The 22,067-nt window shown below is 72.2% G+C and carries 17 protein-coding genes; 7 read left to right on the top strand and 10 right to left on the bottom strand.

Going from position 1 to position 22,067, the window contains the following annotated elements; all coding sequences use genetic code 11:
• Window positions 1-3: 3 nt before the first annotated feature.
• The gene (locus tag ABT026_RS15660; RefSeq protein WP_351114951.1) at window positions 4-2,181 is read right to left on the bottom strand and encodes a SpoIIE family protein phosphatase; all 2,178 of its coding nucleotides are present in this window, start codon (window positions 2,179-2,181) and stop codon (window positions 4-6) included.
• Between the two features lie 194 nt (window positions 2,182-2,375).
• On the opposite strand from ABT026_RS15660, the gene aspS reads away from it, so the two are divergent.
• The gene (aspS, locus tag ABT026_RS15665; RefSeq protein WP_351114952.1) at window positions 2,376-4,139 is read left to right on the top strand and encodes an aspartate--tRNA ligase; all 1,764 of its coding nucleotides are present in this window, start codon (window positions 2,376-2,378) and stop codon (window positions 4,137-4,139) included.
• A 157-nt stretch (window positions 4,140-4,296) separates the two neighbouring features.
• Here the strand turns inward: aspS and ABT026_RS15670 are convergent, their stop codons facing one another.
• The 5 genes from ABT026_RS15670 to ABT026_RS15690 all read right to left on the bottom strand — a co-directional run bounded on the left by ABT026_RS15670 (window position 4,297) and on the right by ABT026_RS15690 (window position 10,503).
• A complete protein-coding gene (locus ABT026_RS15670) occupies window positions 4,297-5,181 on the bottom strand; it encodes a helix-turn-helix domain-containing protein (protein ID WP_351114954.1) in 885 nt (294 codons plus the stop codon).
• Between the two features lie 444 nt (window positions 5,182-5,625).
• A complete protein-coding gene (locus tag ABT026_RS15675; RefSeq protein WP_351114955.1) occupies window positions 5,626-6,093 on the bottom strand; it encodes a hypothetical protein in 468 nt (155 codons plus the stop codon).
• Window positions 6,094-6,211: 118 nt separating this feature from the next.
• A complete protein-coding gene (locus ABT026_RS15680; RefSeq protein ID WP_108956571.1) occupies window positions 6,212-6,577 on the bottom strand; it encodes a PH domain-containing protein in 366 nt (121 codons plus the stop codon).
• Between the two features lie 155 nt (window positions 6,578-6,732).
• Window positions 6,733-8,442, bottom strand: coding sequence for a methionine--tRNA ligase (gene metG / locus ABT026_RS15685; RefSeq protein WP_351114956.1), 1,710 nt, complete (start codon window positions 8,440-8,442; stop codon window positions 6,733-6,735).
• Between the two features lie 147 nt (window positions 8,443-8,589).
• Window positions 8,590-10,503: a VWA domain-containing protein gene (locus ABT026_RS15690; protein WP_351114957.1), complete on the bottom strand. Its 1,914-nt coding sequence runs from the start codon at window positions 10,501-10,503 to the stop codon at window positions 8,590-8,592.
• Window positions 10,504-11,031: 528 nt separating this feature from the next.
• On the opposite strand from ABT026_RS15690, the gene ABT026_RS15695 reads away from it, so the two are divergent.
• The gene (locus ABT026_RS15695; protein ID WP_351114958.1) at window positions 11,032-13,119 is read left to right on the top strand and encodes a PhoX family protein; all 2,088 of its coding nucleotides are present in this window, start codon (window positions 11,032-11,034) and stop codon (window positions 13,117-13,119) included.
• A gap of 15 nt (window positions 13,120-13,134) precedes the next feature.
• On the opposite strand, the gene ABT026_RS15700 is transcribed toward ABT026_RS15695, so the two are convergent.
• Window positions 13,135-14,184 (bottom strand): endonuclease/exonuclease/phosphatase family protein, encoded by a 1,050-nt coding sequence (locus ABT026_RS15700; RefSeq protein ID WP_351114960.1) that lies wholly within the window; start codon window positions 14,182-14,184, stop codon window positions 13,135-13,137.
• A 23-nt stretch (window positions 14,185-14,207) separates the two neighbouring features.
• Window positions 14,208-14,576, bottom strand: coding sequence for an ADP-ribosylation/crystallin J1 (locus tag ABT026_RS15705; protein ID WP_351114961.1), 369 nt, complete (start codon window positions 14,574-14,576; stop codon window positions 14,208-14,210).
• Window positions 14,577-14,830: 254 nt separating this feature from the next.
• On the opposite strand from ABT026_RS15705, the gene ABT026_RS15710 reads away from it, so the two are divergent.
• The 4 genes from ABT026_RS15710 (at window position 14,831) to ABT026_RS15725 (ending at window position 19,529) form a co-directional block, all read left to right on the top strand.
• Window positions 14,831-16,651, top strand: a complete 1,821-nt coding sequence (locus ABT026_RS15710; protein WP_351114962.1) for an acyl-CoA dehydrogenase — start codon at window positions 14,831-14,833, stop codon at window positions 16,649-16,651.
• 227 nt (window positions 16,652-16,878) lie between these two features.
• Window positions 16,879-17,868, top strand: coding sequence for a hypothetical protein (locus ABT026_RS15715; protein WP_351114963.1), 990 nt, complete (start codon window positions 16,879-16,881; stop codon window positions 17,866-17,868).
• Between the two features lie 60 nt (window positions 17,869-17,928).
• On the top strand, window positions 17,929-19,224 hold the full coding sequence (locus ABT026_RS15720) for a M18 family aminopeptidase (RefSeq protein ID WP_351114964.1): 1,296 nt from the start codon (window positions 17,929-17,931) through the stop codon (window positions 19,222-19,224).
• Window positions 19,225-19,304: 80 nt separating this feature from the next.
• On the top strand, window positions 19,305-19,529 hold the full coding sequence (locus tag ABT026_RS15725; protein ID WP_351114965.1) for a DUF6458 family protein: 225 nt from the start codon (window positions 19,305-19,307) through the stop codon (window positions 19,527-19,529).
• A 39-nt stretch (window positions 19,530-19,568) separates the two neighbouring features.
• Here the strand turns inward: ABT026_RS15725 and ABT026_RS15730 are convergent, their stop codons facing one another.
• Together ABT026_RS15730 and ABT026_RS15735 are read right to left on the bottom strand one after the other, a co-directional pair.
• A complete protein-coding gene (locus tag ABT026_RS15730) occupies window positions 19,569-21,392 on the bottom strand; it encodes an NHL domain-containing thioredoxin family protein (RefSeq protein WP_351114967.1) in 1,824 nt (607 codons plus the stop codon).
• A gap of 48 nt (window positions 21,393-21,440) precedes the next feature.
• Window positions 21,441-21,641 carry a GntR family transcriptional regulator gene (locus ABT026_RS15735; protein WP_351114969.1) on the bottom strand — a complete coding sequence of 67 codons (201 nt, stop codon included), beginning with the start codon at window positions 21,639-21,641 and terminating at the stop codon, window positions 21,441-21,443.
• 134 nt (window positions 21,642-21,775) lie between these two features.
• On the opposite strand from ABT026_RS15735, the gene ABT026_RS15740 reads away from it, so the two are divergent.
• A complete protein-coding gene (locus ABT026_RS15740; protein ID WP_351114970.1) occupies window positions 21,776-22,051 on the top strand; it encodes a hypothetical protein in 276 nt (91 codons plus the stop codon).
• The last annotated feature ends 16 nt before the right edge of the window (window positions 22,052-22,067 follow it).

Consider the following 22,067-nt stretch of genomic DNA (forward strand, 5'->3'; position numbering starts at 1 on the left):
CCGTCAGCCGTCGCCGTCCCCCTCGCCCTCCCCTTCTTCCTCCTCCGGCTCCTCCAGCTCGAACCAGATGGTCTTGCCGTCCCCGCGCGGGTCGACGCCCCAGGCCTGGGCCAGCTGCTCGATGAGCACCAGGCCCCGGCCGGAGGAGGCCATCTCCCCCGGGTCGCGTTTGTGCGGCAGCGCGTCGTCGGAGTCGGTGACCTCGACGCGCAGCCGCCGGAGGGCGCCGGTGCCGGTGATCTCGGCGATCAGGGTGGCGTCGGCATCGGTGTGCATCAGGACGTTGGCCAGCATCTCGGAGGTGAGCAGCACCGCCGAGTCGACGTGGTCCTGCTCGGCCCAGTCGTGCATCAGCTGCCGCAGGTCGGCCCGCGCGTTGGCGATCCGCTCCGGCTGGTCCTGGGCCACCGTCGCCACCACCTTGCGCTTCGGCAGCGGTTCCTCGTCGCCGTGGCGCGCCAGGCGCTCCGGGGTGAGCCGGTGGAGCAGCAGCAGGGCGATGTCGTCCTCGCGCCGGTCGGGCAGCGGGCCGGCGGTCGAGTGCGACGACGGGCCCAGCACCGCGTCCACCAGGATGTCGGCGAGTTCCTCCATGTCACCGCCGTCGTCGGCGGCCTCCAGGATGTCGCGGACCCGCAGCCAGCCGGTGAGCAGGTCGTGGCCGCCGGTCTCGGCGAGCCCGTCGGTGCACAGCAGCAGCGTCTCGCCGGGCTCCAGGGTGAACTCGGTGATCGGGTAGTCCGGGTCGGGATGGACGCCCAGCGGGAGTCCGCCCGCCGTCGACCGCAGCAGCACGGTGCCGTCGGTGAGCCGGATCGCCGGGTCCAGGTGCCCGGCCCGGGCGATGGTGAGCGCGCCGCTGTCCGGGTCCACCTCCACGTACAGGCAGGTGGCGAACCGGGTGTCGTCGGGGTCCTCGGAGTCGTTGATGCCCTGGAGGAACCGGGAGGCGCGGGAGAGCACCGCGTCCGGCGGGTGCCCCTCGGAGGCGTAGGCGCGCAGCGCGATGCGGAGTTGGCCCATCAGGCCGGCCGCCCGCACGTCGTGGCCCTGTACGTCGCCGATGACCAGGGCGAACCGGCCGCCGGGGCCGGGGCCCGCGGTGCTGCCGGGCAGCGGGATCATGTCGAACCAGTCGCCGCCCACCTGGAGTCCGCCGCCGGTGGGCACGTACCGGCCGGCGATCTCCATGCCCGGGATCTTCGGGCCCAGGCGCGGCATCATCGAGGCCTGGAGCCCCTGGCTCAGTTCGCGTTCCGTCTCGGCCGTGCCCGCCCGGGAGAGCGCCTGGGCCAGCATCCGGGCCACCGTGGTGAGGACCGAGCGCTCGTCGGGCGTGAACTTCACCGGATGGGCGAAGCCCGCCATCCAGGCGCCCATGGTCCGGCCTCCCACCACCAGCGGCAGGAAGGCCCAGGACCTGCGCCCGAAGTGCGCGGCCAGCGGCCAGCCGCTGGGATAGCGGGAGCGGTACTCGTCGGGCGAGCGGAGGTAGACCGGCCGGCCGGTGCGGATGACCTCCGCGGCAGGGTAGTCGGTGTCCACCGACATCTGGGTGAACGGGAACGCGTCCTGCTGGGGCTGCCCGTGGTGCCCGACCACCGTCAGCCGGTTGCCCTCGACGCCGAAGACGGCCAGGCCGTCGGGGGAGAAACCCGGCATGGCCAGGCCCGCGGCGACCCGCAGCACCTCGTCGGTGGAGCCCGCCTCGGCCAGCGCCCGGCCCGCGTCCAGCAGGAACGCCTCCCGGTTGCGCCGCCAGTCGCCGATCACCGGGCCCTGCGAGACGGCGCCCTGTGCGGGGTCGCTGACCTCCTGGATGATGCCGACGACCTCGTAGGAGTCGCGCTGCGCGTTGTAGGTGGGGTGGCAGCGCGAGCGCAGGGTCCGCAGCACCCGGCTGTCGCCGTCCATCACCCGGATCCGCGCCTCGGCCAGCGTGTTCTCGGCGAGGGCCAGCTGGACGACGGCCAGCATCTCGTTCCAGTCCTCGGGGTGGACCCTGGCGCGGATCTGGGACTCGCGCAGCACCACCGGCTTGGCGGGCAGATCCAGCTGACGGGCCGCCTCGGCGTCGGCGGTGATCCGGTCGTCGGCCGTGTCCCACTGCCAGAGGCCGACCGAAAGGATCGACAGGACCTCCGGGACCTTCTCGGCCGACAGGGGATCGTGGTGGCGCATTGCACCACTGTAGGAAGACGGCGACCAAGCCTGCCATCCGAAGTGGACGCACATGTTCCGTATGCCCGGGCGCCCGGGACCCCCGCGAGGCGGGGAAACCAAGGGGAAGGGGCGACAGCACGACCGGTACCCTGGGAGGGCCCGGCCGAGTCATGCCGGGAGACCCCGCTTCCACGAAGACTGGATGAACGACGATGCATCGGTACAGGTCCCACACCTGCGGCGAGCTCCGCGCCTCTGACGTCGGCACCGACGTCCGGCTGAGCGGCTGGCTGCACAATCGGCGCGACCTGGGCGGCATCCTCTTCATCGATCTGCGCGACCACTACGGCATCACCCAGCTGGTCGCCCGTCCCGGCACCGCCGCGTACGAGGCCCTGGACAAGATGTCCAAGGAGTCGACCGTCCGGGTGGACGGCAAGGTCGTCTCCCGCGGCGCGGAGAACGTGAACAGCGACCTGCCGACCGGTGAGGTCGAGGTCGAGGTGGCCGAGGTCGAGCTGCTCGGCGCGGCCGCCCCGCTGCCGTTCACCATCAACGCCGAGGACGGGGTGAACGAGGAGCGCCGTCTGGAGTACCGCTTCCTCGACCTGCGCCGCGAGCGGATGCACCGCAACATCATGCTGCGCACCGCCGTCATCTCCGCCATCCGGCACAAGATGACCGCGCTCGGCTTCAACGAGATGGCGACGCCGATCCTCACCGCCACCTCGCCCGAGGGCGCCCGCGACTTCGTCGTGCCCTCCCGCCTGAACGCGGGCCGCTTCTACGCGCTGCCGCAGGCGCCCCAGCAGTTCAAGCAGCTGCTGATGATCTCCGGCTTCGACCGCTACTTCCAGATCGCGCCCTGCTTCCGCGACGAGGACGCCCGCGCCGACCGTTCGCCGGGCGAGTTCTACCAGCTCGACGTCGAGATGAGCTTCGTCGAGCAGGAGGACGTCTTCCAGCCGATCGAGAAGCTGATGACCGAGCTCTTCACCGAGTTCGGCAACGGCCGCGAGGTCACCTCGCCCTTCCCGCGGATCCCGTTCCGCGAGTCGATGCTGAAGTACGGCTCCGACAAGCCGGACCTGCGCGCCAAGCTCGAGCTGGTCGACATCACCGACGTCTTCGAGGGCTCCGACTTCAAGGCCTTCGCCGGCAAGCACGTCCGCGCCCTGCCGGTGCCGGACGTCGCCGCCCAGCCGCGCAAGTTCTTCGACCAGCTCGGCCAGTTCGCCGTCGACCTCGGCGCGCAGGGCCTCGCCTGGGTCCGCGTCGCCGAGGACGGTTCGCTGACCGGCCCGATCGCCAAGTTCCTCACCGAGGAGAACGTCGCCGAGCTGACCAAGCGCCTCGGCCTGGCCGCCGGCCACGCCGTCTTCTTCGGCGCCGGCGAGTTCGACGAGGTCTCCAAGATCATGGGCGCGGTCCGCGTCGAGGCCGCCAAGCGGGCCGGCCACTTCGAGGAGGGCGTCTTCCGGTTCTGCTGGATCGTCGACTTCCCGATGTACGAGAAGGACGAGGAGACCGGGAAGATCGACTTCTCGCACAACCCGTTCTCGATGCCGCAGGGCGGCATGGACGCGCTCGAGAAGCAGGACCCGCTGGACATCCTGGCCTGGCAGTACGACATCGTCTGCAACGGCGTGGAGCTGTCCTCCGGCGCGATCCGGAACCACGAGCCGGAGATCATGCTCAAGGCCTTCGAGATCGCCGGCTACGACGCCGAGACGGTCGAGCGCGAGTTCGCGGGCATGCTGCGCGCCCTGCGCTTCGGCGCCCCGCCGCACGGTGGCATCGCCCCGGGCGTGGACCGCATCGTGATGCTGCTGGCCGACGAGCCCAACATCCGCGAGACCATCGCCTTCCCGCTCAACGGCAACGCCCAGGACCTCATGATGGGCGCGCCGACCGAGCTGGACGAGGCCCGCCTGCGCGAGCTGCACATCTCCGTCCGCAAGCCGCAGCCGAAGTAGTCCCACGGGGCCCGCGCAGGGCCCCACGCGTCACCGCTGTCCCCGAGGGCCCCGTCCCGCCGCCTCCACGCGGCAGGACGGGGCCCTCCGGCGTGCGCGGGTGCGTGTAGCCCTCAGGTGAGCCCGGAATGTGGCGCTGGGGCAGCACATCCGGGGCTCACCCGCCGGACGCGACCAGTTCGCTGCGGCAGTCGCCGCAGTGGCCGGGCTCCGGGGCACGGAAGGCGCGGTCGCAGGTCTCGCAGGTGTGGAGCGGGTGCCGGAGGTCGGGTGGCGGGGCGTCCGCGGCCCTGGCGGACGGCAGGGGCGGCAGCGGCGGCAGCTGGGCGGTCAGGCGGTGGGCGAGGAGCGCGGCCGGGCGGACCAGGGGCACGTCGGGCAGGTTCTCGGTCAGCGCGCGGCGCACGACGCTGGGTGGGACGTCCCGCTCCAGCCACGCGGCGACACCCGGCGCGAGGTGTTCGGCGTCGGTGGCCGACAGGAACAGGCGCGGGTCCAGGCGGCGCAGGCCGACCAGGACCTCGACGGCCGCCTGGAGGAGCACGGGGGCGGGGAACGCGGGCTGGGGGACGGCGGGGAGGCGCTTGCGTGGCGAGGGCTCGTCCGCGGTGGCGGCGGCGCGCCGGGCGGGCCGGCGGGGGGCCGTCTCCCGGGCGGCGCTGTGACCGGGCCTGTTGCAGGAGACGGTGCGGGTGACGACCTGTCCGGTGGACGTCCGCTCGCGGGTGCGGCGCAGGTAGCCGTGGGCTTCGAGCTCGCGCAGGGCGGCGGAGATCCGGGTGGTGCCCTCGGGGAAACGGGCGGCGAGGGTCTTGATGTCGACCGCGGTGCCGGTGCGGACCGACTGGATGTAGCAGGCCAGCCCGATCGCCAGCAGCGAGAGTTGCTGGTGCTGGGCCAGGTCGTTGCCGATCACCGTGAAGTTCTCGGTGTGGCGGACGTTGTCGTGGACGACGCCCGCGAACGACCGCCCGGCGGGGTGGTTTGTGCCCCGGTTACGGGACCGGGCGCGCGAGGGCGCGCTAGGGTTTTCGGTGTCCATCGGGAAGCGGCTTTCTTCCTCGGTGGTCAGGCCCTCGCACTGGGATGCCAGTCCCGGCGGGGGCCGTCACATGTCTGCGGTTGTGTCGCTGAGCGTAAGGCAGGCAACCGGGCCCAAATCCAGCCCTCCCGGGCATATTCACTCGCGGGAGTGAGCCGGGCCCGACGGGAGGGAGGGGTGGGGCTTGGTGGGGTGTTTTCAGCACAGTGGGTAGTACAGAGGGACCGCCAAACGGACCGGGGCACGGCCCTTCAGGTTCCGGTGCGTCGCGCCCTCCGGGAGCGGGGCATCGGCTTCTCCACGGGGCCCGTCCCGTGACGAACTCCCGTCAGCCGGGTGCCTGGTGCCGCGAGGTGGACACGTGGGCCCGGGCGGCACGTCGGCCGCCCGGCGCATCACACGTTCAGGGCACCAGGGGGCGCGGAGGTGACGGCCGGCGAGGTGTCAGGCCTCGTACGTGCCGTTCCACGGGGGGCCGAAGCCGAGGCGGTCGGGGTGGAGTTCGGTCCACTCGTCGCCCTCGTCCTCGGACTCGACGAGGAGGCCGAAGAGGACGCCGTCGACGGTGCGGCGGAAGGGGCGGACGGCAATGTCGCCGTAGGAGCGGGCGGGCAGGGTCTCCAGCAGTTTGGTCAGGTGTGCCTCGGCCTGGCCGAGGACCGCCGGGTCGCGCCGCTGGTCGGCCCAGGTGCCGCCGAACCAGACGTCGGTGTCCCGGTGGACGCCGTCCGCGTCGAAGGTGTGCAGGACGGCGTAGAGCCGCCGCTGCCGCTCCCACTCGTCGTCGGGGCGGTACCCGACGGGGTACGCGTACGTCACCGATGCCAGGAACTGGCCGTCGGCGTAGCGGCCGATGGTGGCCGTACGGCCGTCCGGCTCATGGGCGATCGGGATGACCTGGGGAATTGCCATGAGCGGCAACCTAAGGCCCAACACCCCCCGTTGCGAAGCCGGGCGGCCGCAACGCCCCAGATGCGCGGATTCCGCACCCCGGCGCGCGCCTCCCGGCGGCGACCCGGCGCGCGGCGGCTCAGCCGGCGACGTACTGCGTGAGGATCGCCTGGACCTCGTAGATGTCGACGCCCTTGGTGAAGGTCTTCTGGATCGGCATCGAGGAGCCGGACACCCAGATCTTCAGCTCCGCGTCCAGGTCGAACGTGCCGGCCGTCTCCACCGCGAAGTGCGTGATGGAGCGGTACGGGATCGAGTGGTACTCGGTCTTCTTGCCGGTGATGCCCTGCTTGTCCACCAGGATCAGGCGGCGGTCCGTGAGCATGATGGTGTCGCGGATCAGCAGGTAGGCGGCCCGCACCTGCTCGCCCTGGCCCATCAGGCGGGCGTACTCCTGCTGCGCCTGGGCCGGGTCGATCGGGTGCGCGTTGCCGAACAGAGCCATGGTTCCCCCCACGGTCGGTGACGATCACTGCCGGTTGCGGTCGGTCGTCCGCTACCGACAGTGATCCTCGCACGCGGGTACGACAACGGGGCGGTCCGTGGAGGACCTGTGGGCGACCCGTGACGAGCCGGAGACCCGTCACGGACGCCCACGGCTCACTCGCCGCCGAAGCGCTCCTTGTAGGCCTCGAGGTCGTCCTCGGTCAGCTTGGCGAAGAGCACCGGCGGGACGGTGAACGGCGTGCCCACCGGCAGGAACGCCAGCGCGCGCGCCTCCTCGGCCGACACCCACGTGGCGGTGTCACCGTCGAGCTGGAACGCCTGACGCATCGCCGCCGAGCTGGCCGGGATGAACGGCTCGGAGACGATCGCGTACAGGTGGATCAGGTTCATCGCCGTGCGCAGGGTCAGCGCGGCGCCGTCCTTGTCCGTCTTGATCTCCAGCCAGGGGGCCTTCTCCTCCAGGTAGGAGTTGCCCGCCGACCACAGCGCGCGCAGCGCGGCCGCGGCCTTGCGGAACTGAAGGGCCTCCATCTGGGTCTCGTACTCGGCCAGCAGCGCGGCGATCTGCTCGCCCAGCTTCGCCTCGGCCTCGCCCGCCTCGGAGCCCGCCGGGACCTCCTCGCCGAAGCGCTTCTTCGAGAAGGACAGCACCCGGTTGACGAAGTTGCCGAGGGTGTCGGCCAGGTCCTTGTTCACCGTCGCCGTGAAGTGCTCCCAGGTGAACGACGAGTCGTCGGACTCCGGGGCGTTGGCGATCAGGAAGTAGCGCCAGTAGTCGGCCGGCAGGATCTCCAGCGCCTGGTCGGTGAAGACGCCGCGCTTCTGCGAGGTGGAGAACTTGCCGCCGTAGTACGTCAGCCAGTTGAACGCCTTGACGACGTCGACCTTCTTCCACGGCTCCCGCACGCCCAGCTGGGTGGCCGGGAACATCACCGTGTGGAAGGGGACGTTGTCCTTCGCCATGAACTGCGTGTAGCGGACGCTCTCGTCGGCCTCGTACCACCAGGACTTCCAGTCCCGGGCGGCCGGGTCCACGTCCGCCCACTCCTTGGTGGAGCCCAGGTACTCGATCGGGGCGTCGAACCAGACGTAGAAGACCTTGCCCTCGGCGGCCAGCTCCGGCCAGGTGTCGGCCGGCACCGGGACGCCCCAGTCGAGGTCACGGGTGATCGCGCGGTCGTGCAGGCCCTCGGTCAGCCACTTGCGGGCGATGGAGGAGGACAGGTGCGGCCACTGCTCCTCGTGGGCCGACACCCACTGCTCGACCTCGTGCTGGAGCTTGGACTGGAGCAGGAACAGGTGCTTGGTCTCGCGGACCTCCAGCTCGGTGGAGCCGGAGATCGCCGAACGCGGGTTGATCAGGTCCGTCGGGTCGAGGACGCGGGTGCAGTTCTCGCACTGGTCGCCGCGGGCCTTGTCGTAGCCGCAGTGCGGGCAGGTGCCCTCGACGTAGCGGTCCGGGAGGAACCGGCCGTCCGCCGGGGAGTAGACCTGGCGGATCGCCCGCTCCTCGATGAAGCCGTTCTCGTTCAGCTTCCGGGCGAAGTGCTGGGTGATCTCGACGTTCTCCCGCGAGGAGCTGCGGCCGAAGTGGTCGAAGGCGAGGGCGAAGCCGTCGTAGACCGCCTTCTGCGCGTCGTGCGCCTGCGCGCAGAACTCGGCGACCGGCAGGTTCCGCTCCTTCGCGGCGAGCTCGGCGGGCGTGCCGTGCTCGTCGGTGGCGCAGATGTACAGGACCTCGTGACCGCGCTGGCGCAGGTACCGGGAGTACACGTCGGCCGGGAGCATGGACCCCACCATGTTGCCCAGGTGCTTGATCCCGTTGATGTACGGAAGGGCGCTGGTGATGAGGTGTCGAGCCACGGGGCTGCTCCCAGGTCGCAATGTCTTCGAACCTTGGAATCGTAGCCGACGCGGGAGTGCCGCCCGCCTCCCGTTTTGCCCAGTGGGAGGGGGCGGCACCGTTGATCTTGCGGGCCGGGCGCCCGAGGTGGCGAGCCCGGCGGCGGCCTACTTGGAGGCGGGCTCCCAGTCGGCGAGGACGCCGTCGTAGAGCTCGCGGTCGGTGAGCTCCAGCGGGGTCGGGCCGGCGTGGAAGAACGCGGTGTTGCCGGTCTTCAGCTTCCGCGCGTAGTCGAACGCCTTGTTGTCGTGCTCGCCGAACGCGACGAGGGAGAAGAACACGGCCGGGTGCGAGGCGGCGGCGTCGGTGAACGCCTGGGTGGCCGGGGTCTTCGCGTCGGGCGCGCCGTCCGTCTGGAAGACGACCAGAGCGGGGGCCTTCGGGTCCGCCGAGGCGTCGTGGAGGCGGAGGACCTCTTCGACGGCGACGTGGTAGCTGGTGCGGCCCATCCGGCCGAGGCCGGCGTGCAGGTCGTCGACCTTGTTCTCGAACTCGGCGAGGGTGAGTTCGCCGGTGCCGTCGATCTCGGTGGAGAAGAAGACGACGGGGAGGGCGGCCTTCTCCGCGCCCTCGGGGGCGAGGTGGGCGGCCAGCGCGAGGGCCTGCTCGCCGAGCGCCTGGGCGGAGCCGTCCTTGTAGAACGGGCGCATCGACGCGGACCGGTCGAGCACCAGGTACACGCGTGCCTGCGCCGTCGCGAGACCACGCGCCTCCAGGGCGGCGGACGCGGCGGAGTACGCGGGGGCGAGCGCGGCGGGCACGGCGTCAGCCGCCTTGCCCTTCGCGGGGGCCTTCGCCTTGGCGGGAGCCTCCTCCTTGGCAGGGGCCTTGCTCTTCGCGGCGGGCTCGTCCTTCGCGGGGGCCTCGTCCTTGGCGGCGGGCTCGTCCTTCGCGGGGGCCTCCTCCTTGGCGGCGGGCTCCACCTTCGCGGGGGCCTCGTCCTTCGCGGCAGCCTCGTTCTTGGCGGCGGCCTTGTCCTTGGCCGGGGCCTTCTCCTTGGCGGGAGCCTTGCTCTTCGCGGCGGGCTCGGCCTTGGCGGGAGCCTCCTCCTTCGCGGCAGGCTCGTCCTTGGCGGGAGCCTCGTCCTTAGCGGGGGCCTTCTCCTTCGCGGCAGGCTCCGCCTTCGCGGCGGCCTTGTCCTTCGCGGCAGGCTCGTCCTTGGCGGGGGCCTCGTCCTTCGCGGGGGCCTCGTCCTTCGCGGGGGCCTTCTCCTTCGCGGGGGCCTTCTCCTTCGCGGGGGCCTTCTCCTTCGCGGCAGGCTCCGCCCTCGCGGCGGCCTTGTCCTTCGCGGCAGGCTCGTCCTCAACGACGGGCTCAGCCTTCGCGGCGGGCTTCTCGTCCTCGGCGGGCTTCGCGGCAGCCTTGTCCTTGGCGGACGCCTTGTCCTCGGCGGGCTCGGCCTTCGCGGGCGCCTTGTCCTCGGCGGCCTTCGCGGCAGCCTTCGCCTTGGCGGGGGTCTTGTCCTCCGCGTCCGCGTCTTCGGCGTCCTTCGCAACCTCGGCCTGCGCGGCGGGTTCGGCCTCGTCCTCCGCGGACTGCGCAGCAGGCTTGTCGTCCTCGGCGGGGGTCTCCGCAGCCGCCTCGACGTCCTTGCTCGCACCCTCGGCATCGTCCTGCGCGGCGGGCTCGTCCTCGGCAGGGGTCTCCGCAGCGGCCTCGGCCTTGGCGTCAGCGGCGGCCTCGCCCTCGGCGGCGTCAGAAGCAGGGGCGGCATCGGCATCGGCGCCCTCGCCGGTCCCCTCCTCCTTCACTTCCTCGATACGGGCCTCGATCTTGGCCTCCGCCTCGGCGAGGTCCTCCGGCTCGGCCACGGCCTGCGGCACCGGGGTGCCGTCGACGGCCTTCTCGTCGGCCTTCTCGTCGGCGGCCTCCCCCTCGGCGGCGGACTCTCTGGCCACCGGGACGGCGTCGTCACCCGGCGCGGCCGGCGACGGGATGGCGACGCCGTCGAACGCGGCGGCCACCAGCTCGTGCTCCGTGTCCCCGGTCGGCTGCTCGGGCGAGGAAGCCGGCGCCGGCACCTTCGCCGAGGCGTCGGACCCGGCGGCCGAGGAGGAGTCCGAAGCGGAGGCGGACGAAGAAGAGGCCTCGGAAGAAGAGGCTGCGGAGGAAGAGGAAGAGGAGGAGGACGCCTCGTCCGGGGCGCCCCCCTGCGCCGGGACCGTGGGCTCCGAATCGGCAGCGCGTTCCTTCCGCGTCTTTCCGAACTTGTTCCGCAGGAGAGAGAAGATGCCCATGTGTCGCTACCCTTCGGAGGAGCTGAAGCCCGTCGAACCCTGGCCAGGACGGACACGTAAGGTTAGCGGCCCCCTTGGGGCCGCTCGGTAAGGGGCGCACGCCCCGGGCCCCCGGCCGCACCCGACCGGACGCGTCCCATCGGGTGCACCCATGCCCCGAAGGGGTTTGAGGACGCCTACGAAGACCGGTCCCGCACCGCAGGACCCGTATCGCTGCCCTCGGTTCAGCCTCCGTTCACCCGCACGATCCGTTCCCGCACGTCTTCCTCCCTAGCGTCACGCCCACACCTAGGGCACAAGGGGAGAAACGAAGTGCGCAAACCGCTGCCGCTCATCGGAACGCCGTCCGCCGCTCACCCCGGCGGCCGGTCCGCCCTGACCTGTCGCTTCCGGTGCGGTGACGCCTGTTTCCACGCGGTCCCGAACACCAGCGACAACGAGTACATCGGCGACATCGTGGCCGGCGCCGTCAGCCGCCGCTCGGTGATGCGCGCCGCCGCCGTGGTGACGGTCGCCGCCGCGGCCGGCGCCACCACGGTCCTGGGCGCCGATCCCGCGCAGGCCACGCCCGCCACCGGGGCCGGTCAGGACCACCGCCCCGGGAGGCCCGGGAAGGCGGAGGGCGCCCGCGGCCTGCGCTTCACGCCGGTCGCGCCGAACACCGCGGACCAGGTCACCGTCCCCGACGGCTACGGCCAGAACGTGGTGATCCGCTGGGGCGAACCGATCCTGCGCGGCGCCCCGGAGTTCGACCCGGAGAACCAGAGCGCCGCCGCCCAGGCGGGGCAGTTCGGCTACAACAACGACTTCCTGGCGCTGCTCCCGCTGCGGGGCGAGCCGCACCGTCAGATCCTCGTCGCCAACCACGAGTACACCGACGAGATCCTGATGTTCCGCGACTACGACGCCGCGAACCCGACCCCCGACCAGGTGGAGATCGCCTGGGCGGCGCACGGCCTGTCCGCCGTGGTCGTCGAGGAGGACCGCCGTACCGGGGCGCTGCGCCCGGTCCGCCGGCACCACCTCAACCGCCGCGTCACCGCCACCACCGAGTTCCGCCTCACCGGTCCCGCGGCCGGCTCGGACCTGCTGAAGACCTCCGCCGACCCGACCGGCCGCAAGGTTCTCGGCACCCTCAACAACTGCGCGGGCGGCGTCACCCCGTGGGGCACCACGCTGCACGGCGAGGAGAACTTCAACCAGTACTTCGCCAACTCCTCGCGCCCCACCGACGCGCGGTACGGCATCGGCACCGGCGCCACCGAGCGCAAGTGGGAGCGTTTCGACAAGCGGTTCGACGTCGCCCAGGAGCCCAACGAGGTCCACCGCTTCGGCTGGGTCGTCGAGTTCGACCCCACCGACCCGGACTCGACCCCGCGCAAGCACACCGCGCTGGGCCGCTTCAAGCACGAGGCCGCGACCGTGCGCCTCACCGACGACGGCCGCCCGGTGATCTACTCCGGCGACGACGAGCGCTTCGACTACGTCTACAAGTTCGTCGGCTCGAAGCGGATGGCGAAGGGCACCTCCCGCGCCGCCCGCGAGCACAACCTGACGCTGCTGGACGAGGGCACGCTGTACGTCGCCCGGTTCACCGGCGACTCCCCGGCCGCCGAGTTCGACGGCACCGGCAAGCTGCCCTCCGACGGCGAGTTCGACGGCGGCGGCACGTGGATCCCGCTGGCCACCGCCACCGCCAGGGGCGCCGTCTCGCACGTCGACGGCATGACCGCCGAGGAGGTGTTCGTCTTCACGCGCCTGGCCGGCGACAAGGTGGGCGCCACCAAGATGGACCGCCCCGAGGACGTCGAGCCGAACCCGCGCACCGGCAAGGTGTACGTCGCGCTCACCAACAACACCGACCGCGGCAAGACCGGCAAGCCCGGTGTGGACGAGGCCAACCCGCGCAACCTCAACAAGCACGGCCAGGTCCTGGAACTCACCGAGTCCCGCAACCGCGCCGACGCCCGCACGTTCGCCTGGCGGCTGTTCCTGGTCGCGGGCGACCCGGCGGACCCGGCGACCTACTTCGCGGGCTTCCCCAAGGAGAAGGTCAGCCCCATCTCCTGCCCGGACAACGTGGCGTTCGACCCGCACGGCAACCTGTGGATCTCCACCGACGGCAACGCGCTCGGCAACCACGACGGCCTGTTCGGCGTGGCCACCACGGGCGAGCGGCGCGGTGAGCTCAAGCAGTTCCTGACCATGCCGAAGGGCGCGGAGACCTGCGGTCCGGTCGTCCAGGACCGGCGGGTCCTGGTGTCGGTGCAGCACCCGGGCGAGATCGCCGGGGCCGACGTGGCCCACCCGGCCTCGCAGTGGCCCGACGGTCCGGGCACCTACGTCCGGCCCTCCGTGGTCACCGTGTGGCGCGAGGACGGCCAGGACATCGGCGTCTGACGCCGGTCCGGCCTCCTAGGGACGGAGGGCGAGGGTCACCAGCAGGGCCCGGTGGTCCGAGCCCTCCATCTCCAGGAAGCGCGCGTCGCGGGCGGTGAACCCGGCGGAGACCAGCACGTGGTCGATCTGCACACCCGGCGACGGTCCGCCGGTCACCGGCCAGCTGGACGCGCGGGCCTCGCCGGCCAGGGCGGCCGCGTCCGCGAGGCCGCCGTCACGCAGCAGACGGCGGAAGGCGGCGTGGTCGCGGGAGGCGTTGAAGTCGCCGGCGAGGATCACGGGGGTGTCCTCGCCGCCGGCTCCACCGTCCTTGGCCGCCCGCTCACCGACCGCCCGCTCCCGGGCCCAGCGGCGCAGGCCGTCCAGCTCGGCGCGCCAGGCGGCGAGCCGCCCCGGGGTCGGGGGAGAGGGATGGGCCAGCTGGAGCCGCACCCGGTGGCCGCCCGCCTCGACGAAGGCGCCCGGCTGCCCCATCTCCGCCGGGACGCCCGCGGCCGGTGTCAGGGGCCGCCGCGAGAGGATCACCGACCCGGCCGGGCCCGGTGCCTCCACCGCGTGACGGTGCGGATGGGTGGCGGCGAGGGCGCCGGCCAGCTCCCGCACGCAGGCGGGGTCGCACTCCTGCACGAAGACCAGGTCCGGCTCGTCACGCCGGACGAGGTCCACCAACGCCTCGGCGGCCTGCCCGAACTGCAGGTTGGCGGTCAGCACCCACAGCTCGGCCGAGGGAGCCCCCTCGGCCGCCGGAGCCCTCTCGGCGGCGCGGACCGCGCCGGGCGCGGCCGTGTACCAGGCGAGGAGCGCGGTCAGCCCCGCTCCCCATACCGCCAGGCCCGGACGCCGGGCGGGCAGCGCGCACAGCAGTCCCAGGCCGGCCGGGACCAGCAACCAGGGCAGAAACGCGAGCAGTTGCGGCACCGGGGTGGGGCCGTCGGCGTCGGCGACCCGGAACGCCGTCACGGCGGAGGTCCCCGCCAGAAGCGCCGCGCTTCCCCAGGCGGCGACGGTACGGCCGGCGCCCCGGCGTCCCCCGCCGGGCGCCTGCTGCTGGTTCACGGCGGCCACGCCCCCATCGTGCCGCACCCGGCTCACCCCGGGGCGTGGAACTCCCGCACCACCTCGATGAGCCCGACGATGTGCCGGTTGAACTCGTCCAGCTCCTCCGCCGGCACCCAGAGCTCCAGGATGGTCTCGCCGCCGGCCTGACGGACCGGGTAGCGGGCCAGGAAGTCGCTCTCCACCTCGAAGCGGGTCACGTAGCCCGAGCCGGAGGCCGGCACGTTCCAGTCCCGGGCGATGCGGACGGCGTAGTCCTCGTTGAGCACCGGGTAGAAGATCGGCTGCTCCGGCAGCCGCGGCGGCCAGGCACGGTGACCGGACGCCGCGACCAGCGCCAGCTCCTCCGGGCCCACGGGGCGCCAGAGGGTCGTGGTCGTCGTCGTCCTCGTCGCGGTCATGCGGTGACGATAGGCGGGAGCGGGACCTGCGGGCCACGCGGTTTCCCGGCCGACGGAGGGCCCTCTTTGAGCTACCGCCGGTAACGCCACCATGGTCCGGCAACCCTTCCACCAGGCACGACGTCGCCGCGGCGGGAGTATTCGGTCACAGATGGCCCATGCGGGGTTGCGGCTTATTACCGACGGGTAGCATCATCGTTGTTACCTGCCGGTAGACCGCCGGAACCGCCACCTGATCCCTTACGGAGCCGTCGATGGGGCACTACAAGTCGAACCTCCGCGACATCGAGTTCAACCTCTTCGAGGTCCTCGGGCGCGACAAGCTGTACGGCACCGGCCCGTTCGCGGAGATGGACGTCGACACCGCTCGCAGCATCCTCGAAGAGGTAGCCCGCCTCTCGGAGAACGAGCTGGCCGAGTCCTTCGCCGACGCGGACCGCAACCCCCCGGTGTTCGACCCCACCACCAACACCGCGCCCGTCCCGGCGTCCTTCCGGAAGAGCTACCAGGCCTTCATGGACTCCGAGTACTGGCGCCTCGGCCTGCCCGAGGCGATCGGCGGCACCCCGGCGCCGCGCTCCCTCATCTGGTCGTACGCGGAGCTGCTGCTCGGCTCGAACCCGGCGATCTGGATGTACGCCTCCGGCCCGGCCTTCGCCGGTGTCCTGTACGACGAGGGCAACGACGTCCAGAAGAAGATCGCGGAGATCGCCGTCGAGCGTCAGTGGGGCGCCACCATGGTGCTCACCGAGCCCGACGCGGGCTCCGACGTCGGCGCCGGCCGCACCAAGGCGGTCCAGCAGGAGGACGGCTCCTGGCACATCGAGGGCGTCAAGCGCTTCATCACGTCCGGTGAGCACGACATGTCGGAGAACATCCTCCACTACGTGCTCGCCCGCCCCGAGGGCGCCGGCCCCGGCACCAAGGGCCTGTCCCTCTTCCTCGTCCCGAAGTACGAGTTCGACTTCGAGACCGGCGAGCTGGGCGAGCGCAACGGCGTCTACGCCACCAACGTCGAGCACAAGATGGGCCTCAAGGCCTCGAACACCTGCGAGATGACCTTCGGCGACCAGCACCCCGCCAAGGGCTGGCTGGTCGGCGACAAGCACGACGGCATCCGCCAGATGTTCCTCATCATCGAGTTCGCCCGCATGATGGTCGGCACGAAGGCGATCTCCACCCTCTCCACCGGCTACCTCAACGCGCTGGAGTACGCCAAGGAGCGCGTCCAGGGCAACGACCTGGCCGGCGGCAAGGGCTCCCCGAAGGTCACCATCACCCACCACCCCGACGTCCGCCGCTCCCTGCTCACGCAGAAGGCGTACGCCGAGGGCATGCGCGCCCTGGTGATGTACACCGCCTCCGTCCAGGACGCCATCCAGGTCAAGGAGGCGAACGGCGAGGACGCCTCCGCCGAGCAGGCCCTCAACGACCTGCTGCTCCCGATCGTCAAGGGCTACGGCTCCGAGAAGGGCTACGAGCAGCTGGCGCAGTCCCTGCAGACCTTCGGCGGCTCCGGCTTCCTCCAGGAGTACCCGATCGAGCAGTACATCCGGGACTCCAAGATCGACACCCTCTACGAGGGCACCACGGCGATCCAGGGCCAGGACTTCTTCTTCCGGAAGATCGTCCGCACCGGCGGCGCCCCGCTCACCGCGATCGCCGAGGAGATCAAGTCCTTCATCGGCCAGAACATCGGCGGCGAGGACCTGGCCGCCTCCCGCGAGCAGCTCGGCCGCGCGGCCGGTGAGCTCGAGGCGATCGTCGGCCAGCTGCTGAACGACCTGATGGCCTCCCAGGAGGACGTCAAGAACATCTACAAGGTCGGCCTCAACACCACCGGCCTGCTGATGGCCGCCGGTGACGTGATCGTCGGCTACCTGCTGCTCAAGGGCGCGGCCGTGGCCGTCGAGAAGCTGCAGACCGCCACCGGCAAGGACGTCGCGTTCTACACCGGCAAGATCGCGGCCGCGAAGTTCTTCGCGAAGACCGTGCTGCCGGGCGTCACGCTCGCCCGCAAGGTCGCCCAGAGCGTCGACCTGGACATCATGGAGCTGCCCGAAGAGGCGTTCTGAGCCACCCGGCCCCCGTCGGCCCGCCTTCCTCCGCCCCGCGCGGCAGGGAGGCGGGCCGCCGCCGTTCCGGATCCGGTTCCGGCCCTCCTACCAGGGCCGACCCCTCGCCAGGGGAAGCGCGGACGGGCAGAATGCAGCAGGCTCCGGCGTGTACCCGTCAAGGGCCTCCCACCGCGACGGCCGCCGAGGACACCGGACGGCCTCGCCCACCGCTCCGGAGCCGCCCCGTGACCCCACCCGCCCCGCCCCGCCGGCCGCCCACCCCGTCCGGTCGCCGGCCCGCCCGCACCGGTCCCCGCACCCGCACCCGCACCCGCACCCGCACCACGGTGGCCGCAGCCCTGCCGGCGAGCTTCCTGCTGGCAGGCGCCCTGTTCCTCACCGGATGCCAGGCCCCGCCGCCCGGCACGCACACACTTCCGGCCGTCACGCGCACTCCCGAGGCCGGGGCGGAACTCCCCCTGACCGCCTACTCCCGCAACTCCTGGGACGCCCTCGACACGGGCCAGAAGGCACTGGTCCACCTGGCGCGACAGTGCCTGGAGGAGTTCGGCTTCGAGGACCCCGACCCCGGGCCGCCCATCGCGATCGGCGAGCCCTGGCGGGACTCCCCCTACCGCGCCGTCCCCCCGGCGCAGGCCACCGCGCGCGGGTACCAGCAGCCCCCGTCGAAGCGTCCTCTCCGGTCGGTCACCGTCGGGACGCGGCCCTCCGCCGAGGACCAGGTCCTGCTGGGCACGGGTCCCGCCACCTACCGGGGCCGGAAGGTGCCCGAGGGCGGATGCCAGGGCGAGGCGTCGCGGACGCTCCGCACGGGGCTCGGGGCGTTCCCCGACCCGGAACCCTCGGCCCAGGCCGCCGAACGGGCGCTGAGGAAGGCGGACAAGGACGCCCGGGTGGCCGACGCCGTCGCCGGCTGGAGCACCTGCATGAGCGAGCACGGCTTCCACTACGACCACCCGCGTGACCCGGTCAAGGCCTTCGAGGAGCCGCACAGCAGCCCCACAGGCGCGGACGAGGTGACGCGGAAGCAGAAGGACACCGCCGCCGCGGACGGGGACTGCAACCGCCGGACCGGACTGGAGCGGACCTGGCTCTCGGTCGTCGTGCCCCTCCAGAAAGTGGAGCTCGCGAAGCACCACGAGCAGATCGAGCGCGCCGCCGAGTGGTTCGACGGCTACCGGCGCAACGCGCGGCGCGCCCTCGCGGAGGGCTGAGGCAACCGGTCGCCGAAGCGGGTCGGTGGCCGCGGACCACCGCACTCTAGGCTGGCTCCCATGAGCGCACCCATCCGCTTCGACCGCGGCCACACCAACGACCTGATGACCTACCTGGCGGCCTCCCCGTCGCCGTACCACGCCGTGGCCAACGCCGCCGCGAAGCTCCGGGAGGCCGGGTTCCGCGAGCTGTCGGAGACGGACGCCTGGGACGCCTCGGCCGGCGGCCGTTACGTGATCCGCGGCGGCGCGCTGATCGCCTGGTTCGTGCCCGAGGGCGCGGCCCCGCACACCCCGTTCCGCATCGTCGGCGCCCACACCGACTCCCCCAACCTCCGCGTCAAGCCGCTGCCCGACACCGGTTCCCAGGGCTGGCGGCAGGTCGCCGTCGAGATCTACGGCGGCCCGCTGCTCAACTCCTGGCTCGACCGCGACCTGGGCCTGGCCGGCCGGCTGACCCTGCGCGACGGCAGCACCCGCCTGGTGAACGTCGACCGCCCGCTGCTGCGCGTCCCGCAGCTCGCCATCCACATGGACCGCTCCGTGCACACCGACGGACTCAAGCTGGACCAGCAGCGCCACATGCAGCCCGTCTGGGGCCTGGGCGACGACGTCGCCGAGGGCGACCTGATCGCCTTCGTGGAGGACGAGGCCGGCCTGGAGCGCGGCTCGGTCGCCGGCTGGGACCTGATGACGCACTCCGTGGAGGCCCCCGCCTACCTGGGCCGCGACCGCGAACTGCTGGCCGGTCCGCGGATGGACAACCTGCTCTCGGTGCACGCCGGCACCGCCGCGCTGGCCGCCGTGGCCGCCGTCGACGACCTGCCGTACATCCCGGTGCTGGCCGCCTTCGACCACGAGGAGACCGGCTCGCAGTCCGACACCGGCGCCGACGGCCCGCTGCTCGGCACCGTGCTGGAGCGCTCCGTGCTGGCCCGCGGCGGCTCCCTGGAGGACCGGGCCCGCGCCCTCGCCGGCACCGTCTGCCTCTCCTCCGACACCGGCCACTCCGTGCACCCCAACTACGCGGAGCGGCACGACCCGACGCACCACCCGCGCGCCGGCGGCGGCCCCATCCTCAAGGTGAACGTCAACAACCGCTACGCGACCGACGGTTCGGGCCGCGCGGTGTTCGTCGACGCCTGCGAGCGGGCCGGAGTGCCGTTCCAGTCCTTCGTGTCCAACAACTCGATGCCCTGCGGCACCACCATCGGCCCGATCACCGCGGCCCGCCACGGCATCCGCACCGTCGACATCGGCGTGGCCATCCTGTCCATGCACAGCGCCCGCGAACTGTGCGCCGCCGACGACCCGTTCCTCCTCGCGGGCGCGCTCGCGGCGTTCCTGCGGGGATAGCGGAACCCTTGTGACACATGGGCGGCAGCCGCCCGGGTATCCGGGGTTGACGAAGAATCCTCACGAAGGAGACACAACTCATGGGACTGGGTGGCTGCATCGTCCTGATAGCGGTGGGAGCGATTCTCACCTTCGCCACCGACTGGGAGATGAGCGGCGTCAACGTCGACCTGGTCGGCATCATCCTCATGCTCGTCGGCCTGATCGGCGTGGCGACCTTCACCAGCATCGCGCGGCGCCGTCGCGTGGTCATGCCGCCGGCGACGACCACGGTCGTCGAGGAGGAGCCCCACCGCCACTACTGACAGGCGGCGGAACTCCTCCTCTCGTGAAGCGGCGCGTCGTTACGCGTCCAGCCCGGCGAGCACCAGCGGCAGGCGGGTCGCCCCGTCGGCCGTGAGGCGGACCGGGACGCCCCAGTCCTGCTGGTGCACGTGGCAGGCGGGGTACTCGTTCGCCGGATCGTCGTCGCACGAGGCGGCCATCGCGGAGACGTGGAGCACGCCCTCCGCCACAGCGGGGTTCAGCTCCAGCGCACGGCTCAGATCGGTGTCCGCGCCCTCGCCCGCGAGCAACAGCTCCGGCGGGGTCGAGGAGACCAGCAGCCGGGTCGACGGCCCGTACCGGGTGTCCAGCTTCTGACCTGCGGGAGCCTGGAAGATCACGTCGAGCTCCAGCCTGCCCGGGGCCACCTCGGTCGCCGCACGCCGCGTGCGGTGCGCGACCGACTCCACCCGTACCGCCTCCTCCGGCAGCCGCAGCCGGGTCAGCCGGTGCCGGGCCGACTCGACGACCACGATGTCCCCGCCGACCAGCACCGCGTCGCTGGGCTCGCGCAGATCCGTGGCGAGCGTGGTGACCTCGCCGGTGGCGGGGTCGAAGCGGCGCAGCGCGTGGTTGTACGTGTCGCTGACCGCGACCGAGCCGTCGGGCAGCGGGGTGACGCCCAGCGGGTGCTGAAGCAGCGCCTGCCCCGCCTCGCCGTCACGGTGGCCGAAGTCGAAGAGCCCGGTGCCGACCGCGGTGTGCACCGCGCCGTCCCCGTCCACCCAGCGCAGCGCGCTGGTCTCGGAATCCGCGAGCCACAGCCGCTCGCCGTCCGTGGACACCGCGAGCCCCGAGGGCTGCGCGAACCACGCCTCCCGGCCCGGGCCGTCGACCAGGCCCTCGTTGGTCGTGCCGGCGGTCACCCCGACCGTGCCGGCCGCCGGGTCCCACGCCCACAGCTGGTGGACGCCGGCCATCGCGATCCACACCTTGCCCCGCCAGTGGGCGACGTCCCACGGTGAGGAGAGGCTGACCTCGCGGGCCGCGCCCGAGGTGGGCTCCCCCTGCATCCACTGCCGGCCGGTGCCGGCCACGGTGGTGACCTCGCCGGTGGCCAGGTCCAGACGGCGCAGCGCGTGGTTCACGGTGTCCGCGACCACCACGGTCGTGTCGTCCAGCAGCGCGAGACCCTGCGGCTCGCTGAACAGGGCGGTGGCGGCGTCGCCGTCGGCCAGACCCCGGCTGCCGCCGCCGATCCGCCGCACGACGCTCTCGCCGTCCGCGTCGAGCTCCACCAGCTGGTGCCGGGTGGTGTCGCTGACCAGGAAGTTCCCGCTCGGCAGCAGCAGCGCCTTGCCGGGGAAGCGGAGGGTGGTCGGCTCCGGCTCCGGCGGCACGTACGGGCCGTCACCGCGGCGCAGGGTGCCCTTGGCCTCGTGCTCGGCCTCCAGCTCCTCCACCAACTTCTCGATGGCGTGCGCGTGGCCCTCGCCGGCGTGCTGGGCGACGACGTAGCCCTCGGGGTCGATCACGACCAGCGTCGGCCACGCCCGGACGGCGTACTGCTTCCAGGTCGCCAGCTCCGGGTCGTCCAGCACGGGGTGCTCCACGCCGTACCGCTCCACCGCGTCGACCACGGCCTGGTGCTCCGCCTCGTGGACGAACTTCGGCGAGTGCACGCCGATGATCACCAGGGTGTCCCGGTGCTTCTCCTCCAGCTCCCGCAGCTCGTCCAGGACGTGCAGGCAGTTCACACAGCAGAAGGTCCAAAAATCGAGAACGACAACGCGTCCTCGCAGGTCGGAAAGGGTGTACTGCTTACCGCCCGTGTTCAGCCAGCCGCCCTTGCCGATCAGCTCGGGGGCGCGAACGCGGGCGCGACGGGGCGCGGAGTCGTTCATCCCTCAAGGGTGCCACGGGGGTGAACGGTGCCTGTGGGCACCGTCCCCTCACTTCCCCGGGGGCAACGGGTCCGCGACGAAGCTTCCCTTCGCGGGCAGCGTCTCGACCACGCCGCGTTCCCTCAGCTCCCTCACCGCACGGCGCACCGTCCCCGCGCTCACCGAGTACTCGTCGGCCAGCACCCGTTCGTTGGGGATCCGCCTGCCGAACTCGGCGGCACGGATGCGCCGCTCCAAGTCGTCGGCCACTCGCTGCCATTCATAAACGACCACGCACCCATGTTCGGTGCACACTGCGCACGGTGCACTTCAGCTAGCACAGGGTGCACACTGTGCACAGTGTGCGTACTCTGATCACCACCTCACGAGGAAGGGGTCCGGCCGTGAACGAACCCACACCCCTGCGGCGGCTGCCGTGGACGGAGGACGGGAGGCCGGCGTTCCTGTCGGGGGACGACGGGCCCGTCTCGCGGCTCGCGGACGAGCTGGAGGAGCAACAGCTGGAGACCGCCGCCGTCGTGCTGGCCCTCGCCCGCGAGACGCTCGCCTCCGGCCGGACGACGCTGCTGGAGGCCACCTGGGTGAACCGCCGCCTCACCGAGTGCCTGCGCGACGCCCTGCACGTGGCCGAATCCCGCGGCGCGCGGCTGGGACTGTGACCGCCGTTCGGTCTAC

This window comes from Streptomyces sp. NPDC002734, assembly GCF_040295685.1.
Taxonomy (GTDB): Bacteria; Actinomycetota; Actinomycetes; order Streptomycetales; family Streptomycetaceae; genus Streptomyces.